The organism is Providencia sp. PROV267, assembly GCF_028477825.1.
In the GTDB taxonomy this organism is placed as follows: Bacteria; Pseudomonadota; Gammaproteobacteria; order Enterobacterales; family Enterobacteriaceae; genus Providencia; species Providencia stuartii.
In genome coordinates, this window is the sequence record NZ_JAMPLX010000009.1 from 91640 (window position 1) to 109672 (window position 18033).

12 protein-coding genes are annotated in these 18033 nt (G+C 40.4%); 8 read left to right on the forward strand and 4 right to left on the reverse strand.

Annotation, left to right across the window (positions count from 1 at the left end):
• The first annotated feature begins 1 nt into the window (after position 1).
• The 8 genes from PR709_RS07400 to PR709_RS07435 all read left to right on the forward strand — a co-directional run bounded on the left by PR709_RS07400 (position 2) and on the right by PR709_RS07435 (position 12881).
• Positions 2 to 3697, forward strand: a complete 3696-nt coding sequence (locus PR709_RS07400) for a cellulose synthase subunit BcsC-related outer membrane protein (RefSeq protein ID WP_004927328.1) — start codon at positions 2 to 4, stop codon at positions 3695 to 3697.
• A gap of 2 nt (positions 3698 to 3699) precedes the next feature.
• The gene (bcsD, locus tag PR709_RS07405; RefSeq protein ID WP_004927325.1) at positions 3700 to 4155 is read left to right on the forward strand and encodes a cellulose biosynthesis protein BcsD; all 456 of its coding nucleotides are present in this window, start codon (positions 3700 to 3702) and stop codon (positions 4153 to 4155) included.
• Between the two features lie 21 nt (positions 4156 to 4176).
• The gene (locus PR709_RS07410; protein WP_004927322.1) at positions 4177 to 5073 is read left to right on the forward strand and encodes a sensor domain-containing diguanylate cyclase; all 897 of its coding nucleotides are present in this window, start codon (positions 4177 to 4179) and stop codon (positions 5071 to 5073) included.
• Between the two features lie 110 nt (positions 5074 to 5183).
• Positions 5184 to 6074 (forward strand): UTP--glucose-1-phosphate uridylyltransferase GalU, encoded by an 891-nt coding sequence (gene galU / locus PR709_RS07415; protein WP_004927318.1) that lies wholly within the window; start codon positions 5184 to 5186, stop codon positions 6072 to 6074.
• A gap of 501 nt (positions 6075 to 6575) precedes the next feature.
• On the forward strand, positions 6576 to 7259 hold the full coding sequence (locus PR709_RS07420; RefSeq protein WP_004927309.1) for a LysR family transcriptional regulator: 684 nt from the start codon (positions 6576 to 6578) through the stop codon (positions 7257 to 7259).
• A 552-nt stretch (positions 7260 to 7811) separates the two neighbouring features.
• Complete coding sequence (hpaB, locus tag PR709_RS07425; protein ID WP_004927302.1) at positions 7812 to 9374, forward strand: 4-hydroxyphenylacetate 3-monooxygenase, oxygenase component; 1563 nt, start codon at positions 7812 to 7814, stop codon at positions 9372 to 9374.
• Between the two features lie 19 nt (positions 9375 to 9393).
• Positions 9394 to 9912, forward strand: a complete 519-nt coding sequence (gene hpaC / locus PR709_RS07430) for a 4-hydroxyphenylacetate 3-monooxygenase, reductase component (protein ID WP_004927299.1) — start codon at positions 9394 to 9396, stop codon at positions 9910 to 9912.
• Positions 9913 to 10220: 308 nt separating this feature from the next.
• Positions 10221 to 12881, forward strand: a complete 2661-nt coding sequence (locus PR709_RS07435; RefSeq protein WP_230084787.1) for a TonB-dependent receptor domain-containing protein — start codon at positions 10221 to 10223, stop codon at positions 12879 to 12881.
• Between the two features lie 40 nt (positions 12882 to 12921).
• On the opposite strand, the gene PR709_RS07440 is transcribed toward PR709_RS07435, so the two are convergent.
• From PR709_RS07440 to PR709_RS07455, 4 genes are read right to left on the reverse strand one after another with little or no spacing between them, the layout of a single operon-like run.
• Entirely contained in the window at positions 12922 to 14133 is a 1212-nt protein-coding gene (locus tag PR709_RS07440; RefSeq protein WP_004927293.1) for a RhtX/FptX family siderophore transporter, read from the reverse strand.
• A complete protein-coding gene (locus tag PR709_RS07445; protein WP_036941739.1) occupies positions 14111 to 15541 on the reverse strand; it encodes a PepSY-associated TM helix domain-containing protein in 1431 nt (476 codons plus the stop codon). Before PR709_RS07445 ends, PR709_RS07440 begins: the two co-directional genes overlap by 23 nt.
• Complete coding sequence (locus tag PR709_RS07450) at positions 15538 to 15795, reverse strand: hypothetical protein (RefSeq protein WP_004927288.1); 258 nt, start codon at positions 15793 to 15795, stop codon at positions 15538 to 15540. Before PR709_RS07450 ends, PR709_RS07445 begins: the two co-directional genes overlap by 4 nt.
• Positions 15795 to 17936: a TonB-dependent siderophore receptor gene (locus PR709_RS07455; RefSeq protein ID WP_004927285.1), complete on the reverse strand. Its 2142-nt coding sequence runs from the start codon at positions 17934 to 17936 to the stop codon at positions 15795 to 15797. The genes PR709_RS07450 and PR709_RS07455 overlap by 1 nt, the downstream gene beginning before the upstream one ends.
• Between the last annotated feature and the right edge of the window lie 97 nt (positions 17937 to 18033).

The following is an 18033-nucleotide window of genomic DNA, read 5'->3' on the forward strand; positions in this document are numbered from 1 at the left end:
AATGAAAAATAGCTTATTAATAAAAGTATTTATTACTTTGCTCTGTGGTACATACTCACTATCGACGTTAGCTCGATCATTAGAAAATGAAACAGCCATTAAAGTTCTATTAGAAAAAGCCAATTATTGGCACAGTAAATCTAACTATGACCTTGCTTACGATGCGCTGAGTAAAGTTTTTGCCATTGAGCAATATAATATTGAAGCATTATATCTAATGTCATATTACAAAATTCAGCAAGGTAAAAAACAAGAAGCGGCTCTCTGGGTTAATAAACTCAAAAAATATGCCCCAGACGATCAGCGGCTTTCACAATTAGCCCAGTTTTCGCCCCGTGAAAATCGTTCCGATGAGATACTCAAAAAAGCCCGAGAATTTGCAACACAAGGTCAGATTGAACAAGCAATACAGGCGTATGACAAATTATTTACGCATAATCCACCTAGTGGTGACTTAGCGATTGAATATTATGAAACACTCGCTGGCAGTAAAAAACACCTAGAAAAAGCAATCGCTGAGCTAAGAAAAATAGCACAGCAAACACCATCAGATGAGAAGGTACAGCGTATTCTTGCAACGGTATTAACCTATCAAGAGAAAACAAGGCGAGAGGGAATTCAAAAGCTCATCCAGATCGAAAATAAAGATAAGGCGGTGGTCAATTCATTGAAGCAAGCACTACTGTGGTTACAACCCGATGAAAAAGATCTGCCCGCTTACCAGCATTTTATGAATTTATCACCAAATGATAGCCTTGTAATGGAACACTATAACAATCGCATTGGTAACAGTGATATTCGTGCTGGATTTACGCTATTAAATAGAGGTAGCCTTGAACAAGCAAAGCAAAAATTCACACAAGCGCTAACAAATGATCCTAAAAATATCGATGCCACTGCGGGTCTGGGTTACGTGGCGCTCCGTCAAAAAAACTATCAAGAAGCAGAGAAGTTATTAAGTGAAGCGGCTAATAACACAACGGATCATAAAAGAGCCCAATGGTTAAAAGATATCAAAAATATTAACTACTATTCGCAACTAGATAGAGTTAAACAATTAGCGCGTAATCAGCAATTTGATCACGCGATTAGCTTACTTAAAAGTACCAGTGTGAGTGACCCACAGCAGCAACTTGCTCTCAATTTATTACTAGCACAAACCTATCGTGATAAAAAAGACTATGCTAGCGCAGAGTCGTTATATCGGACGCTTCATCAAAACTACCCTAATAATAAAACAGTAAAAGAGCAGCTAGTCTGGTTATTTAACGAACAAAAAAAATATCAAGAATTAGAGCTATTATTACAAACCTTCTCTCCTACTGAGCGCTATGATTATCAGCAAAAAATAAATTTCAGTGAGCAATACCGAAAAAATGCAGAAAAAGCACTTAATAATGGCTTAGTGAATGAAGCGGAAAATATTCTCACACAAGCCATTAATAAAGATCCTCAAAATGCTTGGCTGCACCTCGATTACGCCAGACTGCTACTTAAAAAAGGTGATCATCATAAAGCAAATGCAGTGATGAATAATTTGGTTGCAACCTATCCTTCACCTGCAACTTGGCATAGCGCGATCATTTTGGCAAGCGAGCAAAATCACTGGAAGGATGTATTGAATTTAATTCATAAAATTCCTAGTGGATCACAAACGGCAGAAATAACAGAGCTTAAACATCGCGCTAAATTTAATCAACAAATTGATATTGCCCAACACTACATTGATAGTGGGAATCACAATGCAGCATTAAATACCCTAAAAATAAATATTAAATCATTACCTCAGAACCCAGCCGATATTGGCCGCCTTGCTCAGCTATATATAGATGCGGGTGATAGTCAAATGGCGCTAAATGTGATCCATCAAAACCTATCCGTTGAACCACAAGGAAGCCTAAAAGATTATACACAGCAAATCCTTATCTTACGCCGCTTAGGATACTTTGCAGAAGCCGAGAGCTTGATGAACTCCCCGGCTTTACTCGCCACAACCAGCGAAAAAGAGTTAAATCACATTAGAGCGGGCTACCTCAGCGAACAAGCCGATTTATTTCGCGAAAAAGGTCATCTCAACGAAGCTTGGGAAATATTAGCGCCAGAAATAAAAAATGATCCGAATAATAGCCAACTCTTATTAGCTGTTGCCCGAGTTTATCAATCAAATGATCAACCCGAGCAAGCGAGTGATGTTTATCAATACCTATTAGCTATTTCCCCTAAAAATCAGGATGCATTAATAGGCTTAGTTGATCTAGCAATTAACAATGACGACAGTGTGGCAGCAAGAAAATATTTTGCAGAGATCAAGGCAACCAACAAAACCGATTACCTGATTTTGTCGGCTCGCCTTGCTGAGCTGGAAGGTCATAATACCCAAGCACTCAAATTATTAAAAACAGCACAATGGGGATTAATTCAGCCGCAAGAACAGCCAACTTATTTACCAGTAAATCACCCATTAGCTGGGCAAATACTCATGCACACTCAGCACAATCCTCGCCAAAAGGCCCAGTTAGACCATATTGAAATGATGCTTACAGATTTACAGCAAAAAACATCTGTCGCATTGAATAATACCATTCAGGTAAACAGCCACTCAGGGGAGTCAGGATTAAGCAAATTTACCGAAATCAAAGAGACCCTCACACTCTCTCTTCCACTGCTTGATAATATTAAGTTAGCGCTGAGCGTATCCCCTTCGGTTATTAGTTCAGGCAAAACTCCCGCTGAAAATGCCAGCCTTGTGGGCAGTGGAGCGTTAACGAGAGCCAATCGCCGTAGCCTAGTTGAAAGTGCTTCACGCGCTAATGTACATGCCGATGAAATTAATAGCCGTTCAATTCAAGGCTTAGAATCAAATATTTTATTGAAAGGCGATAACTTTCAATTGGATTTCGGGCATACCAATAGTGATGGCTTAATTGTTTCCTTAGTTGGCGGAGCTGAATGGTCAATTAACACCTCACCACATAGCCAATTAACTTTAGCAGCCGAACGGCGAGCGGTAACTGATAGCCAACTTTCATACAGTGGGCTTAAAGATAGTGTAACAGGTAGAACATGGGGAGCCGTGACACGCAATACGCTGTCAGCACAATACGCATGGGATAATAGCCATTATGGTACTTATGCCAAAGTTGCCGCTAATAAGTATATTGGTACCCACGTTCCTAATAACCAATCTGTTGATCTCAATGCTGGCTCTTATATTTATGGAATAAATGAAAATAATAAAACTCTAAAATTAGGCGCTAATATTCATTATATGGGATTTGATAAAAACCTTAATTATTATACATTAGGGCATGCAGGGTATTTCAGCCCACAGAAATATATTGCAGTTTCATTGCCTATTTCTTATGAGCAAAAATTAGATAATTTATCAGTAAAATTAAATTCCACTGTTGGATATCAATCGTACACGACTGAAAGTGCAGATTATTACCCTACAGATAGACAACTACAAGATGAATTAAACAGTTACACAGATAATGATGAATATATAGATACTCACTATAAAAAGAGCAGTAAAAATGGCATAAGTTATTCTTTTGGCGTAGAGACTAACTATAAAATATCACCATCTTCATTTATTGGAGCGAATGTTAGTTATAATACTTTTGGTAATTATGATGAGACAAAAGCTAATATTTACTTTAAATATTTATTCGACAAAGATATACTAGGAAAATAAAAATGATGTTTGACCAAGATAGTTACTTACAACGTGGTTATAAAACAGGCTGGCATGATTTAATTAATTTTTTATTTTATGAGTTTTCGTCAGGTGAAACTAATGAAGGCTGTAAAACGCTACGGCGAATTGGGCAACAGCTTGGTGAATTACACACTATTGAGAATTCAAGTACATTAAGTCAATTAGAAAAAAATATTAATACTGTTCTAGAAGTGTTCAATTGGGGGTTTGTTAAAATGGCACCCGCAAATAGTGAATTGCTTATTATGCATTGTGCGTGGCCTCACGCGCCTAAATCGGTCAATAAAAAATGGCGTCGAGCTAGCGCTAGTATTTTAGAAGGCTTATATACTCAGTGGTTAACATCGCAAGGTGGTAATAAATCAGTGCCTGTATTGTGGAATGAAAATGCAACTGAAGATATTTTCATATTTCGTTATGCTTTATTTAAATAGATTCATCAAATATAAATTGTCATGATTAATAAAACCAAAGAGTTATCAATAAAAAATGAAAAAATCTCATTGGACTTAATCATTGGTCAAACCTGTCTTTTTTTATTAATTGATATATATGGAAGAGTTTCATATGTTAGTCAACGTTTCTTAGAAACTTACAACTACAATCGTGCAGATGTTATTGGATATAAGCCAAGCATAATAAATAATCAGTTGATTTTAGAAAAAAACAGTCTTGATTTTATTTCTAATTATAGTAACACTGAAGATATTATTTTTATAACTAAAGAAAATAAAAAAATATTTTTTATAGCTAGATTAATGGAGATAGAAGAAAATAGCAACAATGCCTATCATTACTGTCTTATTTTATCTGAAGTAACAAGGCTAATAGCAGCTAAGAATAAACTCTCTTTCCAAGTATACCATGACCCTCTAACTGGACTATTAAACAGATATGGTTTTTATAGAAAAGGCAAAGAAGCTCTTAAATTAGCCAAAAATAGTAAAACAGAATGCTATTTGGCGCTTATTGACATTGATAAATTTAAAAAAATAAACGATACCTTTGGTCATGGTTATGGTGATCGACTATTAAAACAGTTCACTAAAAATGTAAAAAAGCACTTACCGAGTGAGGTTATTTTTGCTCGATTAGGTGGCGATGAATTTGTGTTAATGGTGAATGACATACATCATCATCATGCAGAATCTATCTTTTGGGAGCTGGTTCACTTTATGGGGACTTATTCATATTGCCATTTAGAAGGAGAAGTATCGAATATCAATATTAGTGTCGGCATTGCACAATACCCGCGTGATGGTGAGCGTTTAGGGAGTTTAGTAAAAAATGCCGATATAGCCTTATACCATGCGAAAAAACAAGGAGGAAATCAAATAAAGAAATGTATTTAGGTTTAACTATATAGCTGTTTTAACTAATAAAATTTAAAACCGTACTTAGTTGAAAACTACACTCAACAAGTAAAGATTATAATAAATATTTTATTTATCAAGGATTATATATGTTGAAAGCTGTCATACCTGTTGCGGGGTTAGGTACTCGCATGTTACCAGCAACAAAAGCGATACCTAAGGAGATGTTACCTCTTGTAGATAAACCTATTATACAATACATAATAAAAGAATGTTATATGGCGGGTATCAATGAAATTATATTTGTTACTCATTCATCTAAAAATTCAATTGAAAATCATTTTGATACCTCTTTTGAATTAAAATCGTTATTAGAACAAAAAGGGAAAGAGCAATTACTCAATGAAATAAATGGTATTTGCCCTGAAAATTTAAAAATTATGCATGTTAGACAAGGCTGTGCAAGCGGTCTAGGCCATGCGATATTATGTGCTCAGCCTTTTATTGGTGATAATGATTTTATTGTTGTTTTACCAGACGTCATTATTAATGAATATGCTTGTAATTACGCATCTGATAATTTACCCGCAATGATTGACCGCTTTTACTCGACAGGAAAAAGCCAAATATTAATTGAACAAGTCAATATCGAGCATGTCGAAAATTACGGGATTGTAGATTGCCATAATGAGGTTACTCATAGCGGAGAGTTTAATAATATCTATGCGATTGTAGAGAAACCACATAAAGAGAGTGCGCCATCAAACTTAGCTATTGTTGGCCGTTATGTTTTAAGTAAAGAGATTTGGCCATTGCTGGCAAAAACACCTATTGGTAAGAGTAATGAAATCCAACTGACGGATGCATTATCCATGCTTCTGAAAACCCATGCTATCGAAGGTTATCACATAAAGGGGCGTTCTCATGATTGTGGCGATAAAATGGGGTATATGAAAGCGTTCTTTGAATATAGTCGTCAGCATCAAACATTTGGCTCACAGTTTCATCGCTGGTTGAAAGATTCGGTAGAAACTGTTTAATCATAACGCCTATTTATAGGGTAGATTTTATGAATCAACAAAATCCAATCGCTAGTCTGATTTTTAGTTATATGCCTAATGCGAGATCTTGTTCTTTATTTTTTATATTTATTTGTTATTCAAATAGATATAACAACTTTAAAAATCAGGATTGGATTTTTATTGCTAACAGAATAAGAAGATTACAATTAATCATGCTAATTCTTTTTTATTAAAAAAGTATGGGTCGTATTGAGAAATATTTTACTTCTGTCTGAATAAACTTATCTGATAATGATATCTCCTATGTAATACCTTAACAATGATGGATTAATTCGAGATTTCATTATGAATGAGTTTAGTCATCAGCTAAGTAAAACTGACTTCATTGAAAACAGATGTTTTATTATCCCATTACTTTAATGATTTTTGTTTAATTTTTATTAGTACTCATTCTCAGTCATGTAAGCAATGGACAATAACAACGAAATTTGATTTTTAAACCACAGCAGAGGCAACAAAATGAATATTAGAGATTTCGAGTATTTAAACGCATTAGGTAAGTTTCTTAACTTTAAAAAAGCGGCTCAATATTGCAATGTAGCTCAACCAACCTTAAGTATTCAGATTGGTAAACTAGAAAACACACTCGGCTGTTTTCTGCTAGAAAGAACCACCCGTCGGGTTAACTTTACACCTTTGGGTCTACAAATCTTAGAGCACAGCAAGATTATTTTAAAAGAGATAGAAGAAATTAAAGCCATTGCACAGCAATCTACAAATAATAATATAAAAACTTTTCATATTGGCATTTCTGATTCATTACCAGAGTATTTTGCCTCCTACATTACAGAAGCCGTCTTAGCAAGTGACCCTAATATTAACTTAATAGTCACGGTGGATAGCTCAGAGGAACTGTTTGCCCAGCTCGCCTCGATGTCCTTAAACTTGCTGATCGTTTCTTCAACAAAATGCCCCGATAACTTTATTTCAGCCTCCTTGATAAGCTTCCCTATAAACCACCAATTTGTCACCCAAAAAGGACATAGCACAGAGCAGCCAACGAGTATTTTAGGTTCGTATTCAGAAATAAAATCTAAAATCTGTTTTCGAAATGGCGATAGAAATATGGATAACTACTTGCACATTGGTAACTTAATCAATGAATCGATAGATCTTTTATTGAAAAAAAACCATATCGCCTAGCGCTTCTCTTACTGGAACTCAGCGTGCTACATATCGAAAACTCAATCTTCGCTATTGTAGTACGCTTAACCTAAGAGAAGTTTTAGCACCGACAGCGTCTTGCAATGCAACTTTTTGTTAACTTTATTATTGTCATCGGTTCTCGATAGAGAAAGATCAGCACACCTTTTTTTCTTCCTAGGAAAAGTACTTTTTCTTTTAAAAATCACTGATAAAGCAATTTTTATTGGTAGTTTTTTTATCAAAAAATCCTGTAAAATTTAAACTCATTAAGTAGTTAATAAATTTTAATTTATTGAATTAAATGATTATTTTTATAGTGTATAGATCATTTGTTAATATTAAAAATACTACCGTGATCACATTCTTATCATAAACTCTCTTTTTCAACGAAAAGTACCAGCGATCCTTTCTAAAGTCTCTTTCTTATTTTTAAATAAAAAGCTTCAATTAAGAAACATAAAATAAACATAAAATTAACATAATCCAGATGCCAGCGAAAATATGTACCCTATGATGCGCCGGCGCTGTTTGTGAGATAACGAGGTAGACATGAAACCAGAAGATTTTCGCTCAGATGCCAAACGCCCATTTAACAGCCAAGAATATTTAAAAAGCCTACAAGATGGCCGTGAAATTTATATCTATGGTGAGCGTGTTAAAGATGTCACCACTCACCCAGCATTTCGTAATTCAGCCGCTTCAATAGGACAGTTATATGATGCACTCCATGATAAAGCAACTCATGACAGCCTTTGCTGGGGAACAGATACCGGAAACGGCGGCTATACACACAAATTCTTCCGTTTCGCCACCAGCGCCGATGAACTGCGCCAACAACGTGACGCCATCGCTGATTGGTCACGCCAAAGCTATGGATGGATGGGACGCACTCCAGACTATAAGGCGGCATTCGCCAGTTGTTTAGGGGCTAACCCAGAATATTACGGCCAATTCGCTGATAACGCGCGTAATTGGTATAAACGTATTCAAGAAAGTGGGCTTTATTTTAACCATGCGATTGTTAATCCACCAATCGATCGCCATAAACCTGCTGATGAAGTAAAAGATGTCTATATCAAGCTGGAAAAAGAAACTGATGCAGGTATTATCGTCAGCGGCGCAAAAGTGGTTGCCACTAACTCCGCCCTAACTCACTACAACTTTATCGGTTTCGGCTCTGCACAAGTGATGGGGGATAACCCTGATTTTGCACTGATGTTCGTCGCACCAATGGACGCTGATGGTGTGAAACTAATTTCACGCGCATCATACGAATTAGTTGCTGGCGTAACAGGCGCACCTTTTGACTACCCACTATCAAGCCGTTTTGATGAAAATGATGCGATATTAGTCATGGATCATGTGTTGATCCCATGGGAAAACGTATTAATTTATCGTGATTTTGATAGAGCGCGTAATTGGGCTGTACAAGGTGGTTTCGCTCGCTTGTTCCCATTACAAGCCTGCGTGCGTTTAGCGGTTAAATTGGATTTCATTACAGGCTTACTGCAAAAAAGCCTTGAATGTACTGGAGTTGTCGACTTCCGTGGTGTACAAGCAGACTTAGGTGAAGTGGTCGCATGGCGTAATTTATTCTGGTCACTTACCGATGCAATGACTTCGGAAGCGAAGGCTTGGGAAGGCGGAGCCTATCTGCCAGATACGCAAGCAATCCAAACTTATCGCGTAATGGCACCAATGGCCTATACGAAAATCAAGAATATCATAGAAAGTAATGTCACCAGTGGTTTGATATATCTACCATCCAGTGTGAAAGACATGAACAACCCAGAAATCGATAAGTATCTGGCAAAATATGTGCGTGGCTCTAACGGTATGGATCATGTAGAACGTATCAAGGTGTTAAAGCTAATGTGGGATGCGATTGGAAGCGAGTTTGGCGGACGTCATGAGCTTTATGAAATCAACTATGCGGGTAGTCAGGACGAAATTCGTCTGCAATGTCTACGCCATGCTTATGGTTCGGGTAATATGAAAGCAATGACAGATATGGTTGACCGCTGCCTGTCTGATTACGATCAGCATGGTTGGAAACGCCCACACCTGCATAACAACAACGATATTAATAAGTTAGATTCGCTGCTGAAATAATCGGCAGCAGGAGGTCAATATGTCTTTAGAAAATGAACATCGCCTGCGTTTCAGAGATGCGATGGCAAGTCTTGGTGCAGCAGTTAACATAGTCACCACGGATGGCACAGCAGGTTGCTGCGGTATTACTGCAACAGCAGTCTGTTCAGTCACGGACACGCCACCCACTTTGATGGTGTGTGTTAACCGCAACAGCGCTATGAATGCGGTCTTTCAAGAAAATGGCCGCCTGTGTGTCAATATCCTTAACCATGAACAAGAAGAGATGGCGTGCCACTTCGCGGGAATGAAAGGCTCTACAATGGAAGAGCGCTTTGCTTGGAGCATCTGGGATAAAGGTATTTTGCAACAACCATTATTGAAAGATGCACTTGCTAACCTAGAGGGTGAAATAACCCAAGTGCAAGACATTGGTACGCATTCTGTTTATTTGGTTGAAATGAAGCAGATTATCGTGAGAGAAGAAGGTCACGGGTTAATTTACTTCAAACGTAAATTCCACCCAGTTATGCACCAGACATTAGCAGTAACCGCATAACGAATTAAACCATCAATATGCTTAGAGGGGCTATGCGATATAGCCCCTCTTTTTGATCCAACGCTAAGAAAGTCCTTTCTAAGCAATATGTTCCTACCGATACAGTCACCCTTCTTTTTTTCAATATCCCAACAAACACTATGTAATTATATTGACTGCCTAAATACAAATTAGTCATGTTTATAATTTTTCTAAATCAATACATTAGTACAAATCTATCTTTTATTGTTAATGCTTAGTTATTTTATTGAATGATAATAATTATTATTTACAATCTCATTACCAATTGATCTTTAACAATAATGGCTATGAAAAATGACACTATGAAGCCTGTCACTCGGCTTCTTCAATTAATGATTGGTGTGAGTCCGTTTATGGCAAGCGGCATGATGACTGCACAGAGTGCAACTCAAGAACCAACACAGCTAGGCCCTCTCAAAGTTTCCGCAAAATCACAAAAGGAGCTAGATGCTGAATATCCTTATTTGCAGCTTGGCTCCTCGTCCTATATTGATGGCAAAACCGTTGAGAGATTCCGAGGTAATTCAGCTGCCGATTTTCTACGTGGCGTCAGTGGCGTCCATCTTGGGGATATTCGTAATGGCGGAGCGTTAGATGTCAATATTCGCGGTTTACAAGGCCAAAGCCGCGTTCCCGTTATTGTCGACGGTACGCAGCAATCCATTGATGTTTACCGTGGTTACGCTGGTGTACAGCAACGCAGCTATTTAGACCCCGACTTGATTAGCCATGTTACCATCGACAAAGGTCCTACCCTTGCGACAGATGCCGCGGGAGCTATCGGAGGAGCGGTGCGGGTCACAACCTTACAACCTGCCGATGTTATTCCGAAAGGTGAAACTTTTGGGGTACGTTTAAGAGGTGGGCTTGCCAATAACACGGTCTCAGAACGATCCGGTTTTTATACTAAAACCAAAGAGAGTAATGACGCCAATCCGTGGCCGAATATGAATAGCCGCTTTGGTAGTGTTGCTATCGCAACAGATCAGGATCGCTATCAATTACTTGCAGCTTACGCCTACCGTAATCAAGGTAACTATTTTGCAGGTAAAAACGGCGCGAAACGCTATCGTGACGCCCATTATTCGTCAACGGGTGGCACGGGGATGACAACAGCCGCGGTGATTGACGCCTATCCTGCTGGAAAAGAGGTTCTTGATACCCATAGCCGTAGTGAATCTTGGTTAGTCAAAGGGGCTGGCGAGCTTACTGATACCCAAAAGCTCGAGTTAATTTATCGCCGTTATGACGCTAAATGGGGTGAAATCATGCCATCGATGATTACAACCCCCAATAGCAAAGGGGAATCTAATCAATTTATCCCGAGTAAAATTACCATTGATTCATTATCAGCAAAGCACAATTTTGATCCGGATAATGATTGGGTCAATTTGACCTCTGAATTGTGGTATACCCACTCAGTCAGCCGTATGTACAATGCAAATATCGGTAACGTTCCTGTTTTCGATCAAAGTACTGAGCAGCGTCCAGACCCACAAAGTGAAGAGTACAAACAAGGGCTATTATCCGATATTAAAGCGGATAGATATGGCGTGAATTTAACCAACCGCTCAACGTTCGAAAATCGTCTTGGTGAGTTTAATTTAACAATTGGTGGTGCTTTCCAGTATGAAGATACCGGCCCTAATTCACCTGTCCTAAAAGAAAATCTGCAAAAAAACTATTTCTTGCGCAGTGGTGTTCGCAAAGAGTATAGCTTATCAAGCTCCCTAGAATATAAACCCGTGAATTGGTTAACAGTTCAAGTTGGAGGGCGTTATACCGAATATCATGTTAGAGATAGAAACAGCACCGCTTATGCGGCGAAATCTCGCACTCAAGAGTACACGTTTGCTCGCTTAAAGAAAAACGGTGAATATTTCACCAAATGGCCTGAAAGCTGGTATATGGAGTGGTGGCCTGATGAACAAGGAAACTACACGTTAGACTCTTTAAAGAAAACCCCATACGCAAACACAACGCTTGGCGAAAAGTATGACTTTGATGGTTATGACCCTGACCCAAGAGGGGAAAAAGGTTATCTGAAAAAAGAAGTCACCACAGAATATGCTTACACCAAACCTATTGAGCGGAAAGGAAGCGATTTCAGCCCACAGGTAGGGCTGGCATTTCACCTTGATGACAATAGTCAAATCTATGTTAAATACAGTGAAGCCGTTAAGAACCCAACTATCTTTGAGTCAACTTTAGGCAACTGGACCTCAATGCCGTCTGCTGATTTAAAACCAGAGAAAAACAAAGTTCTTGAAATCGGTGCATCAACTGTACAAAACTCACTATTTACCGAAGAAGATAAACTCGCCGCTAAGGTATCCTGGTTTAAGAGTGACTTACATGACATGATCACTCGAGGCTATCACCCAAATAACGCTTCTTGGTTCATAGAGAATGTGGATCTTTATAAAACATCCGGTATTGAATATAGCTTAGCTTATGATCAAGGTCGCTTCTATGCTGATGTATCGGGTAACTACTATTTAGAAGCCACAACGTGTGATACGAAAACTGCTGAGCGTTTTCGTCAGTACGCTTATGGCGATCCTAATACCCCAAACTGTGTGAATGGTGGCTTTGGCACCTCGTTAGTTAATATCACTAACCCACCCAAATACAGCATCAATACAACACTTGGGGTGAGGCTACTTGATGAACGCAACTTAGATATTGGCGTTCGCCGTATCTATAATAGCGGCCCTACTCATAAGTTAAACCGTTCATGGAATACCGTTGGGATGACGGGAACCCAGTTAATTTATTTATCAACCGTGACTTATGATGCTTACGCTAATTATCAGTTCAACCCTAATGCGGATATCAACCTTACCGTCACTAACCTCACTAATGAATACTATGTTGATCCAATGGCGCTTAGCTTGATGCCTGCGCCAGGTAGAACGGTTTCAGTTGATTTTACTTATCGCTTTTAAATAACAATTCCTGCCCAAGGAGTGGGCAGGAAGATGACAATTAAGCTTCAATTTTTTTCATATAACGATAGTGAGAAAAGGTGACTAACAATGCAATAAACGCAATACCAGCCCCTAGCATAAACCCGCCAGAATAGCCTACCGCCGCCGTTAGCCCCACCAGCATCATTGAGCTAGCCAATTCACCAATATCACGAGTACTCTGTACTGCTGTCATATCCGTTCCTGCTTGCGTATAGCGAGAAGCGAATTGCATACCCGCGGTCATAATCGCCACAGAAGTGACACCGGAAGATAATGAACCAAGTGTGATACAGGTAGCCACTAATGCCATTGATACGCCGCTCATCGACTGGAATGTCCATAATAGCGATGAGAGTAATGCGAATAATAGGCCAAATGAGAATGCGCGCCAGACGCCGATTTTACCAATCAACCAAGCGCCGCCCCCACAACCTAACACTAACGTGACCATGCCACCCGCCATTCCCATTTTCCCAATCTGAGCCAGCGACCAACCTGTATCATTTAAGAATAATTTTGCCAAACCAAAACCAGAAACGGCGGTCACCGCAGAAAGTAAGGTTAGCAGCAGTAGACGAGGTGCACCTTGACGCTTAAAGGTTTTTAATAAGCTCGCTTTTTCATCTTCCTGAATGGCTTGTGATGTTTTTAATGGGCACAACGAAATAAAAAACAGACTTAACAACGGCACACAAGCCAAAATCGCTAATGCCATATGCTGACCCAATGACTCACTCATAATCATCAGCCCTGCACCACCAATAAAAAAGCCAGCCATCACGCCCGCTATCTGCACGGCATTGATTTTTGATAGCATTGAGCCGCTGACTTGCTCTGCCGCCATACCGTCGGTGGCAATATCTTGTGTCGCACTCGCTAAAGAAGCAATAAATAGCAATACAACACAAGCCAGTGCATTTTCCACAGAGAAACCAATAAAGCTAAGTGCAAACATGGTGAGTGTCACGATAACCTGCATAGGAATAATCCAGCTCTTACGACGTCCTAACCGTTTTCCCCAATGGTTATCAACAAAAGATGCCCATAAAAATTTTACTACCCAAGGTAAGCCCACAAGTGGCAAAAATGCGAGTACCTTTAACTCACCACCATCATGTCGTAAAAAGGTAGGTAGAGCATCCATCGCAATCCCCATCGGTATACCTTGAGCGAGGTATAACAATCCTAAGGTCATCACCAGTTGTTTATTCTGTAACAGATCTTTCATATCCACTCCGACCACTTTTTTGTGTCGCAGATAACTTAGCCACACATCCAAGTGTTAATAACAAAAACAAGCCACAAAATAGCAGCATGACATCAATACGGTTAAAGCCAGCAGGCTGCTGCCATAACGAGAAAATAAATGCGATGAAAAAGAGTAAAGTTGATAAAGCAGCAATTAAAATCAGCATCTTGCGAGCATTTTTAATCACTAGACAGAGGATAAAAATGCCTCCCCAGCACAGGAAAAAAGCACTTATTGGCAATGTTAATGACAGAGACATCACAACCAGCAATGCGCTTACTGACAGCAACAGTCCACCACAGCATCCAACGATCCCCCCGGCAATCCGCGAGGCAGCATGCCGCCAACACCACATTGCCAACCCACTCGCTACCAAGACACAGCCACTAAATCCGGCGATAAAATGCAAAACGCTAAATAGCGTTTCGACGTTTGGTAGCCATTGATACTGGCCATAATGCAGTGGTTGAATACTGATAAAAGCACGAGTCCAGAAAGCGTGATCAGAGGAGTCTCGAACACCAACAAGCCGCCCTTCATTCAAATCAAAACGATATTGCTCAAAGTTAGCACTACCCGGTTGCCCCGCGTGTACTCCACCAATCACCAATGAATCGCCTTGGCGCATCAAGGTTTGTGGCGTAAAAGAGGGATAAGTTTGTTTAAGCCACTCGAATACTTGCTCTGGTTGATGCTCGCGTAGAACTACTTGGTGGTTATCAACCTTACGAAAGCCCCCCATCAATTGCTGCATGACCAACTGTGGATTATCAGGGCTTACACTTGATGCCAAGCCAACGGTTCCTAACGCACCTAACCCTGAAAGCGCCCCTGTCACAGCAAATAAAATTAGCCATGGATAGCACCATAATCCCAGCCAATTATGCAGATCATGAATAAATAAGCGTAAATTCAGCCGACGCGGTAAGCGCATCATCGAAGCTAGCTTGCGGCGGTTAATAATAAAGCCGCTAATTAACAGTACTGCCAACGCAAAACCAAATAGGCTAATCAGAATACGTCCTGGAAAATCAATAAATAGGTTTTTATGCAATGTGACCAGCCACATTGCAGGAGTATTCTGCGCTAAAGCTTGGCCCGTAATGGCACTATAGCTGTTATCGCACTGCCCCATCCCAAGGCAAAAAGTGATGGTAGGATTGGCTGATTGAGGTAACTGCACCAATGCAGCCTCTGGCTGTAACGTTAGTAATTGTGATAGCGGCAGGAGTTCTCCTGAAAGGGGCGCTTTATTCCACCAAAGACGTAAAGCATCACTTCCTAAGCTCCAAGTGCCACTTAGCATAATCACAAATAAAAAAACGCCCAAAAATGCACCCGCACTACGATGTAGATCGGACATTCTGCGCGTCAGTGGGACTTTCATTGTCCTCCCCCCCACAGCAATAACCACAATAGAGGAAGCGGCCACCATCCGTAACTGCGTAATAACATTTGTCGCCAGCTACTCGCGGTAAAGCTGTAGACAAACATCCCCATGGTGCAAAAAACGGCAAGAAAAACTGCTCCATACAAGCGGTTTAGAAGATCATCCGAAGGGTAAATGCGAACGAATAATAGGGAGAGAACAACTCCCCCTATTAAAGTGCCAATGACAGAAATCGCACTGACTAATTTCATTAAAAATCAGCCTTTACAGTCAACATCACGTTACGAGGTTCGCCGTAACGGTTATTCCATTGTGGAGAGAAAAGACCTGAATAATAGCGGCGATCGAATAAGTTATTCACATTGACCGCTGCGCTCCACGTTTCGTCAATTTGATACCCCAAACGCGTATTAAAGAGTGCATAACCCCCTTGACGTAAAGTGACATTGCCGTTGGTGGTACTATAAGCACTTTGTGCTTGCATACCGCCCCCAATGCTCCATTTACGTTCATCCCAAGGAAGATCGTAGTTGGTCCATACACGTAACATATGACGAGGCGTTAACGTGTTGTAGGCATTACCTTTGTTTTGGCTATCATCGCGATATTTGGTGTCTGTATAGGTGTAGCCGACAGAGACATCCCAAAATGGCGTAATATAGCCAACACCTTCTAATTCAAAACCTTGGCTACGTACTTTGCCCCCACTAATAAAGTAGTTATCAAAGCCTCCCGTCGGGTGATCAGGGTCAACTTGAGGATTGTTTTTGATATCTATCTGATAGATAGCCCCTGATAAGTTCAAGCTACCGTTGAGTAATCCCGCTTTAATCCCCGTCTCTAGCGTTTGCCCTTCAACGGGTTTCAGCATTTTACCACTCCAGGTTTTCGCGGTTTGAGGCTGATAAACGGTTGAATAGCTGCTATACCAAGACCAATCTTTTGCAAAATCCCAAATCACACCGCCATAAGGGGTGATCCGGCCATTTTCAGTAAATTTAGACGTTGGCGATTTCAATTCCCACCAGCTATCGCGAGCCCCAATGATCACCGTGACAGGCTCTACAACCTTAATGCGCCCCATACCATAAACGCCTTTTTGAGTTGTTTTCGTTGCACCTGGAGAGCTATAAGGCCCGACATTAGGCTTAGGTACGCTGTGTGGATCCCAGCGATAGACGTTCACGGGAACATTCAGTGAAGGGTCAAATTCCGCGCTATACTGCTTTTCACTCGCATGCGAGTAATTAACCCCCATAATCACATCATGCTTCTGCCCCCAGCCTTCAACCTTACCATTCAAGCTTGTATCAAGACTGATTTGTTCATTGCGGAATTTATAAGCGCCCCCCATTAGCATGGCGCCATCCCCAGTTTCAGGGTCGATATTGCCCCATGCACCTGCATAAATTAGGCGAGCATTAACATGTTGATATTCAGTATTGAGTTTGTATTGCCAATCATCATTGATCTGGTGCTCAATCGCAGCAAAGGTGCGTGTGGTATCCCATTTAAAACGGTCCCAATCCACATCAAGGTAGGTTTTACGCGGAAGATGCAAATCACGACCATCTTTCCCCATAGGTACGCCAGCCATATTGGTGACTGAATCGATAGTTTGATATTGTGCACCAACACGTAATAAAGTATCAGGGGTGAGATCCGCATCAACCGTCGCGTACATTAAACGTGTTTTTTGATCGGATACATCATAGAAGAAATCCTTATCCTCCCACGCCATCACAAATCGCCCACGCACACTGCCTGATTGATTGAGTAATCCACCAACATCCGCTTCACCGCGATAACGGTTCCAACTCCCCGCTGTTAAGCTGAGTTTCGCCATATCTTCCTTTGGTGCATGTTTGCGAACCATATTGACCGTCGCAGCAGGGTTTCCCATTCCATGAAGTAGCCCATTGGAGCCACGTAAGATCTCAACACGCTCATACACCGCCATATCTTGCGGTGAACTCGCCATATTACCGAGCAACGCTGGCACACCATCAATTTCAAAGGAGTCAATTTGGAAGCCACGTACATAGTAGGCGGTCGTTAACTTGACGTAAGGGGCACTCGTTACCCCTGTGGCTCTTTGCATAACATCGTCAAGGGTTTGTAGGTTCTGCTTTTCGATTTGCTCGCGGTCAATAACACTGACAGATTGTGCAACTTCTCTTGGTTTTAGGGCTATTTTGCCTAATGTTGTGACGCCAGGCTCCACATAATCGTCATCAGCACTGGAGGTCGTTGTTACTTGCATGACATCATGCTTAGGTTGCGAGCTTTGTTCTGCCCCTGCTGATAAAGCCCATGGAGCAGTTGCTAAAAACAGTGCGCAAGGGGCAAGTTTTAGCCCTTTTAAGCGCTTAGCATTATGAACGGACAACATTTTCTACCCTAAAAAGTTAAATGATAATTGTTATCAATTTAGCAATTAATGGGGTGGGATACTTTCGAATGCCGGATTTTGTCTATCGCTATCCGGC